The organism is Epibacterium sp. MM17-32, assembly GCF_022348205.1.
Lineage (GTDB): Bacteria > Pseudomonadota > Alphaproteobacteria > Rhodobacterales > Rhodobacteraceae > Epibacterium.
The window spans coordinates 322,804-337,042 of sequence record NZ_JAKRFC010000001.1; the positions used below are offsets into that span (position 1 = coordinate 322,804).

A 14,239-nucleotide genomic window follows, 5' to 3' on the forward strand; every position below is an offset into this window, starting at 1 on the left:
TGTCTCAGCGCGGGATCGCGCCATAAAGCGCAAACTCCTCCGGGTGTTTGCGCTTTAGCTTTTCCTCGATGTTGGCACTCAGGCTGAGATCCCCCGCCGGGCTGACGTTTTCCCGTTGCGTTTCAATGCGAAGGCCGGTGCGGTCCTGCATGAACGCATGAAAGGGGGCGAGGTTCTCGTAGGCAAAAAGATGCGTCACACGGCAGCCATTGGGCTGCGCCTCCAGGAACTTGGCCTGGCTTCCGACATTGGCATGCGGCGGGCGTTTGCCGCGGCAGTAATCGGTGACAAACTCGTCAAAGCTCATGCCCTTGGTCGAGGTTGGCCGCCCATCGAGATGCGGCCGCTGGCGGAAGCGATACCAGCTGCCAAGCCAGCTGATCGGCTCGCGCATGATGGCAACCACCTCCAGTTCGGTGTCGCAAACTCTCTCATACATCGGCCGGAGCCAGCGGTTGTAGCGGTAGAGCGGCGCGTGTTTGAGCTCTGGCGGATCGGAAATCACCAGATCCGCATGCGGCCGGAGCGCCGATTGCAGCGCCGTGGTGCCGGTCTTGGGCACCGATAGCAGCGCCAGTCGCGCGCGGTAAAAAACCATCATGACGTTAAAGCTCCGGCAATAGTTCAAACTGTCACGGCTTTGTAAACCGATCCTTAACCACGTTGCCAGTCCCGTGAGAGAGTATGAAATTTCCTTGCAATGTTCTTGTTTTGACCCCATAAGGAACAAGAGGAGAACAAAGCAGTCATTGTCGTCCGCCTCCGGGTGTGACACATAGAGAAGGACACGGGTACTATGGCGGATCTATTGACCATGAAGGACGACAAGAAGAGCGGCGACAAGCAGAAGGCCTTGGACAGCGCGCTTGCCCAGATCGAACGGCAGTTCGGCAAGGGCTCGATCATGAAACTCGGCGATGGCACGGCCTTGCAGGAGATCGAGGCAAGCTCCACCGGCTCGCTGGGCCTGGACATCGCGCTTGGCATCGGCGGTCTGCCGATGGGCCGCATTGTCGAGATTTACGGCCCGGAAAGCTCGGGCAAGACCACGCTGACGCTGCACTGCATTGCGGAACAGCAGAAAAAGGGCGGTGTCTGCGCCTTTGTGGACGCGGAACACGCGCTTGATCCGCAATATGCGCGCAAACTCGGCGTCGACCTGGACGAGCTGCTGATTTCGCAGCCCGACACCGGCGAACAGGCGCTTGAGATCACCGACACGCTGGTGCGTTCCGGTGCGGTGAACATGGTGATCGTCGACTCCGTGGCAGCATTGACCCCGAAGTCAGAGCTTGAGGGCGACATGGGCGACAGCAACGTCGGCGTGCAGGCCCGCCTGATGAGCCAGGCGATGCGCAAGCTCACCGGGTCCATCAGCCGCTCCAAATGCATGGTGATCTTCATCAACCAGATCCGCATGAAAATCGGCGTGATGTTCGGCTCGCCCGAAACCACCACCGGCGGCAACGCGCTGAAGTTCTATTCCTCCGTGCGTCTGGACATTCGCCGCATCGGCTCGATCAAAGACCGGGATGAGGTTGTCGGCAACGCCACCCGCGTCAAGGTGGTGAAGAACAAGGTCGCACCGCCGTTCAAGCAGGTTGAATTCGACATCATGTATGGCGAGGGCATCTCCAAAATGGGTGAATTGCTCGACCTTGGTGTTGCTGCGGGCGTGGTCAACAAATCCGGCGCGTGGTTCTCTTACGGGGATGAGCGGATCGGGCAGGGGCGTGAGAACGCCAAGACTTATCTGCGCGAAAACTCTCGTATCGCTTTGGAGATCGAGGACAAGATCCGCGCCGCCCATGGGCTTGATTTCGACATGCCGCCCGAGGCGCAGAATGATGACGTCCTGTTTGAAGGCTGACGATGCACGTCACCCTTGAGGAACTGAATGCGGCCCTGCCGCATGTGATGGCCGCCCCGAAAGATCGGGCGGCCATTTCCATGTTGTGCCTGCGTCCGGCCTACAATCAGCGCCGCTTTGTCGAGGAGATCTCGGTAACGCCCGAGGGCGGCATCCCCGGCGAGCGTTGGTCCAGCCGCCCGTGGCTGACGCTGGAGGATGGCGCGCCCCATCCCGGCATTCAGGTCTGTATCCTGTCAAAGCGAGTGCTGGATCTGGTCTGGCGCAACCGCGAGGAGGTGCCACACCCCGGCGATACATTCATCGTGGATATGGATCTCTCCGAGGAAAACCTGCCCGCCGGACAGCTCTTGCAGGTCGGCAGCGCCGCGTTGCGGGTGTCTGACGTCTTCAACGATGGCTGCGTCAAGTGGAAAGCCCGCTATGGCACTGCGACCAAGGATTGGGTGGACCTGCCGGAGAACCGCGCACTGCGCCTGCGGGGGATACTCTGCTCAGTCGAACGTGCCGGGTCGTTTTCCAACGGCGATCTTATGATCAAAAAATAGCGCTCAATCCCACTGTTTTCTTTGGGAAACTGCCACATGCGCTTTGGGCGGTGGACAGCCCTGCATGGGCGCGATAAACCGCTTTGGACTGTTCCAATCACATCTAGAGAGCCGCGTTGACATGCCCAGCTTGAACGACATCCGGTCGACCTTTCTGAACTATTTTGCCAAGCAGGGCCATGAGGTCGTGGACTCCAGCCCGCTGGTGCCGCGCAATGACCCGACGCTGATGTTCACCAACTCCGGCATGGTGCAGTTCAAGAACTGCTTTACCGGCGTGGACAGGCGCGACTACGTGCGGGCGACCACCTCGCAGAAATGCGTGCGCGCGGGCGGCAAGCACAATGACCTCGACAACGTCGGTTACACCGCCCGCCACCACACGTTTTTCGAGATGCTCGGCAACTTCTCCTTTGGCGATTATTTCAAGAACGAGGCGATCCCCTTTGCCTGGGAGCTGATCACCGGCGAGTTCGATATCCCGAAAGACAAGCTTTATACCACCGTCTATCACACCGATGACGAAGCCTTTGAAATCTGGAAGAAAGTCGGCGTTCCCGAGGATCGGATCATCCGCATCGCGACCTCTGACAACTTCTGGCAGATGGGCGATACCGGTCCCTGTGGTCCTTGCACCGAGATCTTTTATGACCACGGCGATCATATCTGGGGTGGCCCTCCGGGCTCGCCCGAGGAAGACGGGGATCGCTTTATCGAGATTTGGAACCTCGTGTTCATGCAGAACGAGCGCTTTGCAGATGGGTCCATGGTTGATCTCGACATGCAGTCGATCGACACCGGTATGGGGCTGGAGCGTATCGCGGCGCTGTTGCAGGGCACCCATGACAACTACGAGACCGACCTGTTCAAATACTTGATCGAGGCCTCGGCGACGGTCACCAACAGTGAGCCTTTCGGCGATCACAACGTGCACCATCGCGTCATCGCCGACCACCTGCGGTCCTGTTCCTTCCTGATTGCCGAAGGTGTGCTGCCCTCCAACGAGGGCCGTGGCTATGTGCTGCGCCGCATCATGCGCCGCGCCATGCGCCATGCCTCCCTGCTGGGGGCGACCGATCCGGTGATGCACAAGCTCGTGCCGGCGCTGGTCAGCCAGATGGGCGCGGCCTATCCGGAGCTTGGCCAGGGTCAGGCGCTCATTGAGGAGACGTTTGAGCAGGAAGAAACCCGCTTTCTCAAGACCTTGGACCGAGGTCTGAAACTGCTGGACGAGGCCTCCGTCGACCTCGACAAAGGCGACGTGCTGCCCGGCGAAACCGCGTTCAAACTCTACGATACCTTTGGCTTCCCGCTCGACCTGACCCAGGATGCGTTGCGCGCCAGGGGCGTCGACGTCGACACCGATGGTTTTGATGCCGCGATGAAGGCGCAGAAGGAGCAATCGCGCGCCGGTGGCATTGGTCTGGGGGACGCCGCGGATGTCAAAGTCTACTTCGACATCGTGGATGCCGAGGGCACGACGGAATTCCTCGGCTATGAGACCGAGAAGGCCGAGGGACAGATCGTTGCATTGATCAAGGATAGCGCCAAGGTTGAAACGGCCTCAAAGGGCGACAGCGTCCAGATCATCCTGAACCAGACGCCGTTTTATGGCGAGAGTGGTGGTCAGGTCGGCGACACTGGCGTTCTGACCGTCGAGGGCGGTGCCGCGCGGATCACCGATACCAAGAAGGTTGAGGGGCTGTTCCTGCATATCGCCGAGGTGACCGAAGGCGAGATTTCCGTGGGCAGCGGCGCGGCGATGGAGGTGGACCACACCCGCCGCACTCAGATCCGCGCCAACCACTCTGCGACACACCTGCTGCACGAGGCATTGCGCAACGCGCTTGGCGATCACGTGGCGCAGAAGGGCTCGCTCAATGCGGCGGATCGTCTGCGGTTCGATTTCAGTCACAATAAGGCCGTGAGCCAGGAGGATCTGTCGAAGATTGCCTCGGAAGTGAATGATTTCATTCGCCAAAACTCTCCGGTAAGCACCCGGATCATGACCCCGGATGATGCCCGTGCCTTGGGCGCGCAGGCGCTCTTTGGCGAGAAATACGGCGAAGAAGTGCGCGTGGTCTCCATGGGGCGCGCCAACACCGGCAAGGGTGCCGATGGTGATACCTACTCCATCGAGCTTTGCGGTGGCACGCATGTGAAACAGACCGGCGATATCGGGACCTTTGTGATCCTCGGGGATAGCGCGTCCTCCGCTGGGGTGCGCCGGATCGAGGCGCTGACCGGCGCGGCAGCCTTTGACCACCTGGAGCGCGAAGCGGCCCGAATGGCGGAGGTCGCCGGAGCACTCAAGGCGCAGCCCGCTGACGTGATGGACCGTCTGAAGGTGCTGATGGACGAGCGCAAGGCGCTGCAGAATGAGATTGCCACGCTCAAACAGCAGATCGCCATGGGCGGCGGCTCCGACGGCGGCGCCGAAACCAAGGAGATCGGCGGCAAGACTTTCCTCGGTCAGGCGCTTCAAGGGGTGTCCGGCAAGGATCTGCGCGGATTGATCGACGCACACAAGCAGAAGATCGGGTCCGGTGTGATCCTGCTGATCGCCGAAGATGACGGCAAGGTTGCGGTTGCCGCTGGTGTAACCGACGATCTGACCGGTGACATCTCGGCTGTCGATGTGCTGCGGGCCGCGGTTCCGGCCGTGGGTGGCAAGGGCGGCGGTGGTCGTCCCGATATGGCGCAGGGCGGCGGCAAGGATTTCTCTGGTGCTGCTGAGGCCATCAAGGCCGCCGAAACTTTTCTGGAAGGATAACGCAACATGCCCGCACTCTGGATCGCACATGTGACCGTCACCGACGCTGACGCCTACGGCAAATATGCTGAGCTTGCAGGCCCGGCAATCGCCAAGCATGGCGGCGAGTTCATCGCCCGCGGCGGGCGGTTTGTTCAGCTTGAAGGAAAGGAGCGTCCGCGCAATGTGGTCGCAAAATTCCCCAGCGTTGAGGCCGCCGTCGACTGCTACAACAGCCCCGAATACCAGGAGGCGCTGAGCCACGCGCGCGACGCCTCCGAGCGGGAGCTGATGGTCGTCGAGACCAGCGCCTGAACACGGAAAACCTGTGCAAAACAGAAGATTGGGCTGCGCGTTTCGCGTGGCCCTTTTTCATGATTAACAGCGCCTCGACGTCGCGGTGACAGGATATCGCGACGAGTCGAGGAGAACACCATGTGCCGTTGGGCCGCGTATATCGGCGCTCCAGTCTATCTGGACGAAGTTGTGTGCAAACCAGAGCAATCGCTGGTCGCACAATCGATCCATGCCTTTGAATGCAAAACACAAACCAATGCCGATGGGTTTGGCATAGCGTGGTACGACAGCCGCGAGGAGCCGGGGCTCTATCGCGACACGCATCCGGCCTGGTCGGATCCCAACCTGCGGTCGATCACTCATCAGGTGCGCTCCGGTCTGTTTTTGGCGCATGTGCGCGCCTCGACCGGCACCGCGACCAGTCGCAACAACTGTCACCCGTTTACGCATGGCTGCTGGTCGTTTATGCACAACGGTCAGGTCGGCGGGTTCGAGAACTTCCGCCGCCGTGCCGATATGATGATCCCGGACGAACTATATGGCGCCCGTAAGGGGGCCACGGACAGTGAGGCCTTGTTTCTGATCGCCATTGCGGAGGGTCTCTATGAAGATCCCAAAGGCGCGATGCAACGGGCGGTGGGGAAACTCGAAGGCCTGAGCCGGGAGTTCGGCCACACACCCCATATGCGGATCGGCGCGGCCTTCAGCTGCGGCGGCGTGCTCTACGCGGTGCGCTATGCCTCCGATCATCTGGCACCGACCGTTTACAGCAGCAAGACAGCCGACGGCCGCGGGCGTCTGCTGGTGTCTGAACCCCTGCACAAGGGAGAGTGCTGGCAATCCGTGCCCGCTGGATCCTTTTGCCGATACACAGCTGAGGACGCGGAAATAGAGGATTTTGTTCCTGTCCTCTGATTGAACATGCACAAATGAAAAGGCCCGGTCAAAAATGACCGGGCCTCTTTGCATTATTCAGGTGGCGATCAGCTATTGGTCTTTGCCATCCGCTTCCGCTCATGCGGATCAAGGTAGCGCTTGCGCAGGCGCACGGAGTTCGGCGTCACCTCGACCAACTCGTCATCGTTGATGTAGGCAATTGCCTCTTCCAGCGAGAGCGTGACCGGCGTGGTCAGGCGCACCGCGTCATCAGAGCCGGAGGCGCGCACGTTGGTCAGCTTTTTACCCTTAAGCGGGTTCACCTCAAGGTCATTGTCGCGGCTGTGCTCGCCAATGATCATGCCGGTGTAGACGTCGGCCTGGGCGCCGATGAACATCTTGCCGCGTTCTTCGAGGTTCCACAGCGCATAGGCCACGGATTGACCGTTCTCCATGGAGATCAGAACGCCAGCGCGACGGCCCGGAATGGAGCCCTTGTGCGGAGTCCAGCCATGGAACACGCGGTTCAGAACGCCGGTGCCACGAGTGTCGGTCAGGAATTCGCCGTGATAGCCGATCAGGCCACGCGACGGCACATGCGCGATGATGCGGGTCTTGCCGGCACCTGCGGGCTTCATCTCGACCAGCTCACCCTTGCGGTTGCCGGTGAGCTTTTCGATTACCACGCCGGAGTATTCGTCATCCACGTCAATGGTGGCTTCCTCGACGGGTTCCATGCGCTGGCCGTTTTCCTCGGTGAACAGCACCTGCGGGCGGGAGATCGACAGTTCGAACCCTTCGCGGCGCATGTTCTCAATGAGAACGCCCATCTGCAATTCGCCACGGCCTGCGACCTCAAACGCCTCGCCACCGGGGGTGTCGGTGACCTCGATTGCCACGTTCAACTCCGCCTCTTTCATCAGGCGATCCCGGATCACGCGCGACTGGACTTTCTTGCCATCACGACCCGCCAGCGGGCTGTCGTTGATGCCAAAGGTCACGGTAATGGTCGGCGGATCGATCGGCTGCGCGGGCAGGGCATCGGTGACCGAGGTGTCCACCAGCGAGTCCGCAACGGTGGCTTTGGTCATACCCGCGATCGTGACGATGTCACCCGCCTCGGCGGCGTCAATCGGCTGCTGGGCAAGGCCGCGGAACGCAAGGATCTTGGTGGCGCGGAAATTCTCGATCAGGTCACCTTCGCGGCTCAGGGCCTTGAGGTTGTCACCGACCTTGAGCGTGCCGCTCTCAACACGGCCGGTCAGGATGCGGCCCATGAAGGGGTCGGAGCCGAGCGTGGTGGCCAGCATGCGGAAGGGCTCATCCTTCTGCGCGATCTGCTTGGGCGCGGGGACGTGCTTCACGATGAGGTCAAACAGCGCCGAGAGATCCTTGCGCGGGCCATCCAGCTCCAAATCGGCCCAGCCGGAGCGACCGGAGGCATACATGGACGGGAAATCAAGCTGATCGTCATCTGCGCCAAGATTGGCAAAGAGATCGAAGCATTCGTCCAGCGCGCGGTCAGGCTCGGCGTCAGGCTTGTCGACCTTGTTCAGCACCACGATGGGGCGCAGACCCAGCGCCAGCGCCTTGGAGGTCACGAATTTGGTCTGCGGCATTGGGCCTTCGGCAGCGTCCACCAGCAGCACCACACCATCAACCATGGAGAGGATGCGCTCCACTTCGCCCCCAAAGTCGGCGTGGCCGGGGGTGTCGACGATATTGATACGGGTGCCGTTCCATTCCACAGAGGTGGCTTTGGCCAGAATGGTGATGCCGCGTTCGCGTTCCAGATCGTTGGAGTCCATGGCGCGTTCCGCCACTGCCTGGTTTTCGCGGAAGGCGCCGGATTGTTTCAGAAGCTCGTCAACCAGTGTGGTTTTGCCGTGGTCAACGTGCGCGATGATCGCAATATTGCGCAGGTCCATGAGGTATGCCTTTGATTGGGGTTGCCGGGCGCATACCTCGATAAAGCCGCCATGGCTAGTGCAAAAGCGGGTTGCCCGCGCAACCGTCGCTGCGCTGCCGCACCCTGTAGCGCCCGGACAGGCGGTCAGTGGCCGGAACTGGCGGAAAACAGATGGATGATCAGGATGCCGCAGATGATCATCGCCATGCCGGCAAGTGCAGGCAGATCAATGCGTTGGCCAAAGACGATAAAGCCGATCGCCGCAATCAGCACGATGCCCAGGCCCGACCAGATCGCATAGACGATGCCAACGGGCATGAATTTCAGCGTCAGGCTCATCAGAAAGAATGATGCCCCATAGGCCACGACAACAATGACCGAGGGCAGCAGCCGGGTGAATTGCTGGCTGGCCTGAAGGGCGGTGGTGCCGATGGTTTCGGCCAGTACGGCGGCCATCAGGTAGAGATAATGCATGACGTGTCCTCTTGCCTCATGAGGCCGCCCTGGGCCGAAGGGCTGGCGGCAGGCCTGTCAAATCCTGCCTTGCCCGCCGACGCAAGAGGGGAAATTTCGTGAACCGCGTTTGCCCTGCACCGCGCGGGCGTCACAGCCTGCCGCGTTCGGTAAACCAAGGCAGCAGGAGGGCGCGCACATGGGCCCAGACTTCTGGTGCGCCACGGGCGATCTTGTCCCCAACGCGGCTTTCGAGCTGGGGCAGGGTGACATCATATTCGACCCAACTGCCGCCACCGGTGGCGATGTTCAACAGCACCGGCTGCACCCGGTCGATGGATTTTGCAAAGATGGCGTCACTGCTGTTCGCGGCTTCGAATTCCTGCCAGATCTTCAGGCACTCGGCGGCCTGGGCATCGGGCAGCAGGCCAAAGATGCGCTGCGCGGCCGCCAGTTCCTCTGCCTCGATCCGGGCGAGCGCATCAGCGTCGAGCGTCGAGTGGATCGGCACATCTCCGGCATCGATCTCCACCAGATCGTGTAGCAGGAGCATGGTCAGCACCCGCGTCACATCCACCTGCGCAATGCTGTGCGGGGCCAGGATCCACGCATGGAGCATGATGTGCCAACTGTGTTCGGCAGAGTTCTCAAAACGCGTGTCGGAGGCAATGCGAGAGGCCCGCAGGATGGATTTCAACCGGTCCGCTTCGGAGAGGAACGCCAACCTTGCGGCAAAGTCGGGATCGCTGACCTCAGCCCCGCTCAAGAGTTCAAGCGCCGCCGCATAGGCCTCGGGAAAGCGGTCCTTCAGGGTGGTTGCGCGGCCGGTGGTCAGGTTTTCACAGACCACGCGCAGATGATCCTTGGGAGGCGAAACAGCGCAAAGCGTTTGAAAGATCGGCTGGCAGTAGTCCAGCGCTTTTGCAAAGCGCGCATCGGCGCTTTCTGCGGCTTCAAATTCTTGCCAGCAGGCTTGCAGTGCGGTGGCCTGCGGATCGGGCAGGAGGCCAAATATCCGTTTTTGTGCGCGTTCTTCGGCTGCAGCGACCGCGCTCCAGTCGGTGGGTTCATCAATGGGATGATCGCCAACGTCGATTTCGACGATGTCATGCAGCAGAAGCATCTGCATGACCCGCGGAATGGACACCGCGGGCGGTGCATAGGGCGCAAAGGCCAGCGCATAAAGCGCCAGGTGCCAGCTGTGTTCCGCCGAGTTCTCGACCCGGCTGCCATCGAGCAGGAGATTCTGCCGCTCCACCTCGCGCAGCCTTTCGATTTCAGAGAGGAATTCGAACTGCTGCACAAGATGGGTCGTCATGATCGGTTTTTTGCCTCTGTTTCAAGCGCGGCCTTTGCGGCCTCTAAACGTTTGCCGAGAAAATCGCGCGCCTTGCGTTCTGCAAGGCGGATGCGAACCTCTGTCAGAAAGGCTTCTTCGAGAGATTGGGACGCCGCCCCGAGAACCTGGGCGACCTCCATGAACAGGCGGTCCTCGCCGAGCGCATCCTGGACCTTGATGGTATCCTCCGCCAACTGTGCGGCCAGCGTGTCCAGGCTCGACATCAGCGGCTGCTTTCGGTGAGGCGCCGTTTTACATAATCGGAGACATTGCCGATCATCGTGTCCATATGCGGCTCCTGGAAGAAGTGATCCGCGCCCTCGATCTCATCATGGGTGATGGTGATGCCCTTCTGCTCGTGCAGCTTGTTCACAAGGCTCACGGTATCGGCGGGTGGGGCCACACGGTCGGCGGTGCCATTGATGATCAGGCCGGAGGACGGGCAGGGCGCCAGGAAGGAAAAGTCATACATGTTCGCCGGCGGCGCAACCGAGATGAACCCGGTGATTTCCGGACGACGCATCAACAGCTGCATGCCGATCCAGGCGCCAAAGGAGAAGCCCGCAACCCAGCAATGCTTGGAGTTGTTGTTCATCGACTGGAGATAATCGAGTGCCGAGGCCGCATCCGACAGCTCGCCGACGCCCTGATCGTATTCGCCCTGCGACCGGCCCACGCCACGGAAATTGAACCGCAGTACAGTGAAGCCCATGTTGTAGAACGCGTAGTGGAGGTTGTAGACCACCTTGTTATTCATGGTCCCGCCGAATTGCGGGTGCGGATGCAGCACGATGGCGATCGGCGCGTCCTTTTCCTTTTGCGGGTGATAACGGCCTTCCAGCCGTCCTTCGGGTCCGGGAAAAATGACCTCAGGCATGGGTGGGTGGATCCTACTCTTTTTGGCGGGGATGTCGGAGAGATATGCTTGACGAAATCTCTCTGACATCTTAGAACAATTCTAAAGAGGCGCAGGTGGGCACCGGCACCTTGTCAAGCTGAGATACGCATTGACAGGGGTATCGTCAATCATTTGCTGCCTTTTCGGTGAAAGGGTGAGCAGATGAAGCTTTCGACAAAGGGCCGCTATGCAATGGTCGCGCTGGCGGATATCGCGCTGCAACCGGCCGAGGGGCTGGTGGTTCTGGCAGACATATCGAAACGCCAGGCGATTTCCCTGCCGTATCTGGAGCAGCTGTTTGTCAAGCTGCGGCGCGCCGGATTGGTGGCCTCGGTTCGCGGGCCCGGCGGCGGGTACCGGTTGGCACGTCCGGCGTCGGAGATCCGGGTGGTGGAAATCCTGGCTGCTGTTGATGAGACCGTTGATGCCATGCACAAAGGGGCCGGGGTGTCCGGTGGCTCTTGCGGCAGCCGGGCGCAATCCCTGACCAATCGCCTGTGGGAGGGGCTGAGCGCGCATGTCTATGTGTTCCTGCACCAGACCCGCCTGTCCGATGTGATCGAAAACGACCTCGCGCCCTGTCCGGCGGTTCCAAATCTCTTTTCTGTGGTGGATGAATAGCCGGTCCTGACAGGACACATCCGCCGATCACCCAGCCCAGTGGCCAATTCAAAAAGATGACTCCATGACCCGTGTTTATCTTGATCACAATGCCACATCGCCGCTGCGCCCAGAAGCGCAAGCCGCGATGATTGCGGCGATGGGTGTCAGTGGCAATCCGTCCTCTGTGCATGCCGAGGGGCGTGCGGCGAAGGCGATCATCGAACGTGCCCGGGCTCAGGTGGCTGCCGCCTTTGGGGCCGAGGGCGCGGATGTGGTCTTTACCTCCGGGTCTACGGAGGGGGCTGCGCTGGCCCTGGCCGGGCGTGACCTGCATGGGTCCGCGCTTGAACATGATGCTGTAAGGTCTTGGATCAAAGAGGATTTGTCTGTCGATGCCTCTGGTCGCGTGCAGGTTACCGACCCGCAGACCTCTTGCGTGCAGCTGGCCAACTCCGAAACCGGCATTATCCAGGACCTGCCCGACGGGCTCGCGGTGACGGATGCGACGCAGGCCTTTGGCAAACTGCCGGTGGCGTTCAACTGGATGGGCGCGACCATGGCGCTGATCTCGGCGCACAAGCTTGGCGGGCCCAAGGGCATTGGTGCCGTGGTGCTCAGGCGCGGCACGGATCTCGCTGCGCAGATCAAAGGCGGCGGCCAGGAGATGGGACGCCGGTCCGGGACGGAAAATGTGATTGGAATCGCAGGGTTCGGCGCCGCAGCTGAAGCGGCGTCCAGGGACCTCGACAGCGGGGTTTGGGACCGGGTTGCAGAAATTAGAAATATTCTAGAAAAGGCGCTTGCGGCGGAGTGCCCAGACACTATTTTTGTGGGCAAGGATGCGCGTCGCCTGCCCAATACCTCTTGTTTCGCCACCCCTGGATGGAAAGGCGAAACGCAGGTCATGCAGATGGATCTGGCGGGGTTCGCGATCAGCGCGGGCAGCGCCTGCTCCAGCGGCAAGGTGCGCGCCAGCGCGGTTCTGACCGCAATGGGATATGACGAGACGACGGCCCAGGGTGCGATCCGCGTATCGCTCGGGCCGCAGACGACGGAAACGGATGTGCTGCGCTTTGCTGAAAGCTGGTGCGCCAAACAGAAGAAACATCGCGCCCGTTCGGCGTGAGGTGAGGAGAAGACGATGGCCGCTCTGGACCAATTCGAAGCCAAGGAAGGCGTTGATCAGGAAACCGTGGATGCGGTGCGCGAGGTCAGCACCTATAAATACGGTTGGGAAACCGATATCGAGATGGAATACGCCCCCAAGGGCGTGAACCCGGATATCGTGCGCCTGATTTCCGAAAAGAACGAAGAGCCGGAGTGGATGACCGAATGGCGTCTGCAGGCCTTCGAACGCTGGACCGGCATGGTCGAACCGGACTGGGCGATGGTGGAATATCCTGAAATAAACTTTCAGGATCAATACTACTATGCCCGCCCCAAGAGCATGGAAGAAAAGCCCAAGTCGCTCGATGAGGTCGATCCGAAGCTGCTCGCCACATACGAAAAGCTCGGCATCCCGTTGAAAGAGCAAATGATTCTTGCAGGCGTCGAAGGGGCCGAAGATGCGCCGTCCGAAGGCCGCAAGGTCGCCGTGGACGCGGTGTTTGACTCCGTGTCCGTCGGGACCACCTTTCAGGACGAGCTGAAAAAGGCCGGCGTGATCTTCTGTTCCATTTCCGAAGCGATCCGCGAACATCCCGAACTGGTGAAGAAATACCTCGGCACCGTGGTGCCGGTGTCGGACAACTTCTATGCGACGCTGAATTCGGCCGTGTTCTCTGATGGCTCGTTTGTCTATGTGCCGCCGGGCGTGCGCTGCCCGATGGAGCTCAGCACCTATTTCCGCATCAACGCGGAGAACACAGGTCAGTTCGAACGCACCCTGATCATCGCGGACAAAGGCAGCTATATCAGCTACCTGGAAGGCTGTACTGCACCGCAGCGCGACACCGCGCAGCTGCATGCCGCCGTGGTCGAGATCATCGTCGAAGAAGACGCCGAAGTGAAATACTCCACCGTGCAGAACTGGTTCCCCGGGGACGAGAACGGCAAGGGCGGCATCTACAATTTCGTGACCAAACGCGCCGATTGCCGTGGTGACCGCGCCAAGGTGATGTGGACCCAGGTCGAGACCGGCTCTGCCGTGACCTGGAAATACCCCTCCTGCATCCTGCGCGGCGAAGAAAGCCAGGGCGAGTTCTACTCGATCGCCATCGCCAACAACTACCAGCAGGCCGACACCGGCACCAAGATGATCCACCTGGGCAAGAACACCAAGAGCCGGATCGTCTCCAAGGGCATCTCCGCCGGCAAGGCGCAGAACACCTACCGCGGTCTGGTCTCGATGCACCCGAAGGCGAAGAACTCGCGCAACTACACCCAGTGCGACAGCTTGCTGATCGGTGACAAATGCGGGGCGCACACGGTGCCTTACATCGAGGTGAAGAACAATTCCTCCCGCTGCGAACACGAGGCGACCACCTCCAAGGTGGATGACGGTCAGCTGTTCTACTGTCGCCAGCGTGGCATGGACGAAGAAGAAGCGGTCGCACTGGTTGTGAACGGTTTCTGCAAGGACGTGCTGCAAGCACTTCCGATGGAATTTGCAATGGAAGCCCAGCAGCTGGTTGCGATTTCGCTCGAAGGATCTGTTGGCTGATGTCCGGCCCCTGGCAAGGACGCAAAGGAGAC

The 14,239-nt window shown here is 60.6% G+C and carries 14 protein-coding genes; 8 read left to right on the plus strand and 6 right to left on the minus strand.

Annotated features, from left to right (window positions below; translation table 11 throughout):
* Positions 1 to 4 precede the first annotated feature (4 nt).
* Positions 5 to 601 (minus strand): gamma-glutamyl kinase, encoded by a 597-nt coding sequence (locus MHM88_RS01495; RefSeq protein WP_239359300.1) that lies wholly within the window; start codon positions 599 to 601, stop codon positions 5 to 7.
* Positions 602 to 796: 195 nt separating this feature from the next.
* Here MHM88_RS01495 and recA point away from each other — a divergent pair, with 195 nt between their 5' ends.
* The 5 genes from recA to MHM88_RS01520 all read left to right on the plus strand — a co-directional run bounded on the left by recA (position 797) and on the right by MHM88_RS01520 (position 6,382).
* The gene (gene recA, locus MHM88_RS01500; protein ID WP_239359302.1) at positions 797 to 1,870 is read left to right on the plus strand and encodes a recombinase RecA; all 1,074 of its coding nucleotides are present in this window, start codon (positions 797 to 799) and stop codon (positions 1,868 to 1,870) included.
* 2 nt (positions 1,871 to 1,872) lie between these two features.
* A complete protein-coding gene (locus tag MHM88_RS01505) occupies positions 1,873 to 2,418 on the plus strand; it encodes a hypothetical protein (protein WP_239359303.1) in 546 nt (181 codons plus the stop codon).
* A gap of 121 nt (positions 2,419 to 2,539) precedes the next feature.
* The gene (gene alaS, locus MHM88_RS01510; protein ID WP_239359305.1) at positions 2,540 to 5,191 is read left to right on the plus strand and encodes an alanine--tRNA ligase; all 2,652 of its coding nucleotides are present in this window, start codon (positions 2,540 to 2,542) and stop codon (positions 5,189 to 5,191) included.
* Positions 5,192 to 5,197: 6 nt separating this feature from the next.
* Positions 5,198 to 5,485, plus strand: coding sequence for a DUF1330 domain-containing protein (locus MHM88_RS01515; RefSeq protein ID WP_011538572.1), 288 nt, complete (start codon positions 5,198 to 5,200; stop codon positions 5,483 to 5,485).
* 120 nt (positions 5,486 to 5,605) lie between these two features.
* The gene (locus MHM88_RS01520) at positions 5,606 to 6,382 is read left to right on the plus strand and encodes a class II glutamine amidotransferase (protein ID WP_239359307.1); all 777 of its coding nucleotides are present in this window, start codon (positions 5,606 to 5,608) and stop codon (positions 6,380 to 6,382) included.
* 68 nt (positions 6,383 to 6,450) lie between these two features.
* Here the strand turns inward: MHM88_RS01520 and typA are convergent, their stop codons facing one another.
* From typA to MHM88_RS01545, 5 genes are all read right to left on the minus strand, one after another.
* On the minus strand, positions 6,451 to 8,271 hold the full coding sequence (gene typA / locus MHM88_RS01525; RefSeq protein WP_239359313.1) for a translational GTPase TypA: 1,821 nt from the start codon (positions 8,269 to 8,271) through the stop codon (positions 6,451 to 6,453).
* Positions 8,272 to 8,396: 125 nt separating this feature from the next.
* Entirely contained in the window at positions 8,397 to 8,726 is a 330-nt protein-coding gene (locus MHM88_RS01530) for a multidrug efflux SMR transporter (RefSeq protein ID WP_239320283.1), read from the minus strand.
* Positions 8,727 to 8,856: 130 nt separating this feature from the next.
* Positions 8,857 to 10,023 (minus strand): HD family hydrolase, encoded by a 1,167-nt coding sequence (locus MHM88_RS01535; RefSeq protein WP_239359315.1) that lies wholly within the window; start codon positions 10,021 to 10,023, stop codon positions 8,857 to 8,859.
* Positions 10,020 to 10,268, minus strand: a complete 249-nt coding sequence (locus tag MHM88_RS01540; RefSeq protein WP_239359317.1) for a hypothetical protein — start codon at positions 10,266 to 10,268, stop codon at positions 10,020 to 10,022. Before MHM88_RS01540 ends, MHM88_RS01535 begins: the two co-directional genes overlap by 4 nt.
* Entirely contained in the window at positions 10,268 to 10,921 is a 654-nt protein-coding gene (locus MHM88_RS01545) for an alpha/beta hydrolase (RefSeq protein ID WP_239320273.1), read from the minus strand. Before MHM88_RS01545 ends, MHM88_RS01540 begins: the two co-directional genes overlap by 1 nt.
* A 183-nt stretch (positions 10,922 to 11,104) precedes the next feature.
* On the opposite strand from MHM88_RS01545, the gene MHM88_RS01550 reads away from it, so the two are divergent.
* From MHM88_RS01550 to sufB, 3 genes are all read left to right on the plus strand, one after another.
* Positions 11,105 to 11,563 (plus strand): Rrf2 family transcriptional regulator, encoded by a 459-nt coding sequence (locus MHM88_RS01550; protein WP_239320272.1) that lies wholly within the window; start codon positions 11,105 to 11,107, stop codon positions 11,561 to 11,563.
* 64 nt (positions 11,564 to 11,627) lie between these two features.
* Positions 11,628 to 12,671, plus strand: a complete 1,044-nt coding sequence (locus MHM88_RS01555) for a cysteine desulfurase family protein (protein ID WP_239359319.1) — start codon at positions 11,628 to 11,630, stop codon at positions 12,669 to 12,671.
* A 15-nt stretch (positions 12,672 to 12,686) separates the two neighbouring features.
* Positions 12,687 to 14,207, plus strand: coding sequence for a Fe-S cluster assembly protein SufB (gene sufB / locus MHM88_RS01560; RefSeq protein WP_239359330.1), 1,521 nt, complete (start codon positions 12,687 to 12,689; stop codon positions 14,205 to 14,207).
* Positions 14,208 to 14,239: the final 32 nt, after the last annotated feature.

Excerpts from the sequence above, each read along its gene's own strand:
- MHM88_RS01495 (WP_239359300.1), bottom strand. The coding sequence starts at position 601 with ATGATGGTTTTTTACCGCGCGCGACTGGCGCTGCTATCGGTGCCCAAG.
- recA (WP_239359302.1), top strand. The coding sequence starts at position 797 with ATGGCGGATCTATTGACCATGAAGGACGACAAGAAGAGCGGCGACAAG.
- MHM88_RS01505 (WP_239359303.1), top strand. The coding sequence starts at position 1,873 with ATGCACGTCACCCTTGAGGAACTGAATGCGGCCCTGCCGCATGTGATG.
- alaS (WP_239359305.1), top strand. The coding sequence starts at position 2,540 with ATGCCCAGCTTGAACGACATCCGGTCGACCTTTCTGAACTATTTTGCC.
- MHM88_RS01515 (WP_011538572.1), top strand. The coding sequence starts at position 5,198 with ATGCCCGCACTCTGGATCGCACATGTGACCGTCACCGACGCTGACGCC.
- MHM88_RS01520 (WP_239359307.1), top strand. The coding sequence starts at position 5,606 with ATGTGCCGTTGGGCCGCGTATATCGGCGCTCCAGTCTATCTGGACGAA.
- typA (WP_239359313.1), bottom strand. The coding sequence starts at position 8,271 with ATGGACCTGCGCAATATTGCGATCATCGCGCACGTTGACCACGGCAAA.
- MHM88_RS01530 (WP_239320283.1), bottom strand. The coding sequence starts at position 8,726 with ATGCATTATCTCTACCTGATGGCCGCCGTACTGGCCGAAACCATCGGC.
- MHM88_RS01535 (WP_239359315.1), bottom strand. The coding sequence starts at position 10,023 with ATGACGACCCATCTTGTGCAGCAGTTCGAATTCCTCTCTGAAATCGAA.
- MHM88_RS01540 (WP_239359317.1), bottom strand. The coding sequence starts at position 10,268 with ATGTCGAGCCTGGACACGCTGGCCGCACAGTTGGCGGAGGATACCATC.
- MHM88_RS01545 (WP_239320273.1), bottom strand. The coding sequence starts at position 10,921 with ATGCCTGAGGTCATTTTTCCCGGACCCGAAGGACGGCTGGAAGGCCGT.
- MHM88_RS01550 (WP_239320272.1), top strand. The coding sequence starts at position 11,105 with ATGAAGCTTTCGACAAAGGGCCGCTATGCAATGGTCGCGCTGGCGGAT.
- MHM88_RS01555 (WP_239359319.1), top strand. The coding sequence starts at position 11,628 with ATGACCCGTGTTTATCTTGATCACAATGCCACATCGCCGCTGCGCCCA.
- sufB (WP_239359330.1), top strand. The coding sequence starts at position 12,687 with ATGGCCGCTCTGGACCAATTCGAAGCCAAGGAAGGCGTTGATCAGGAA.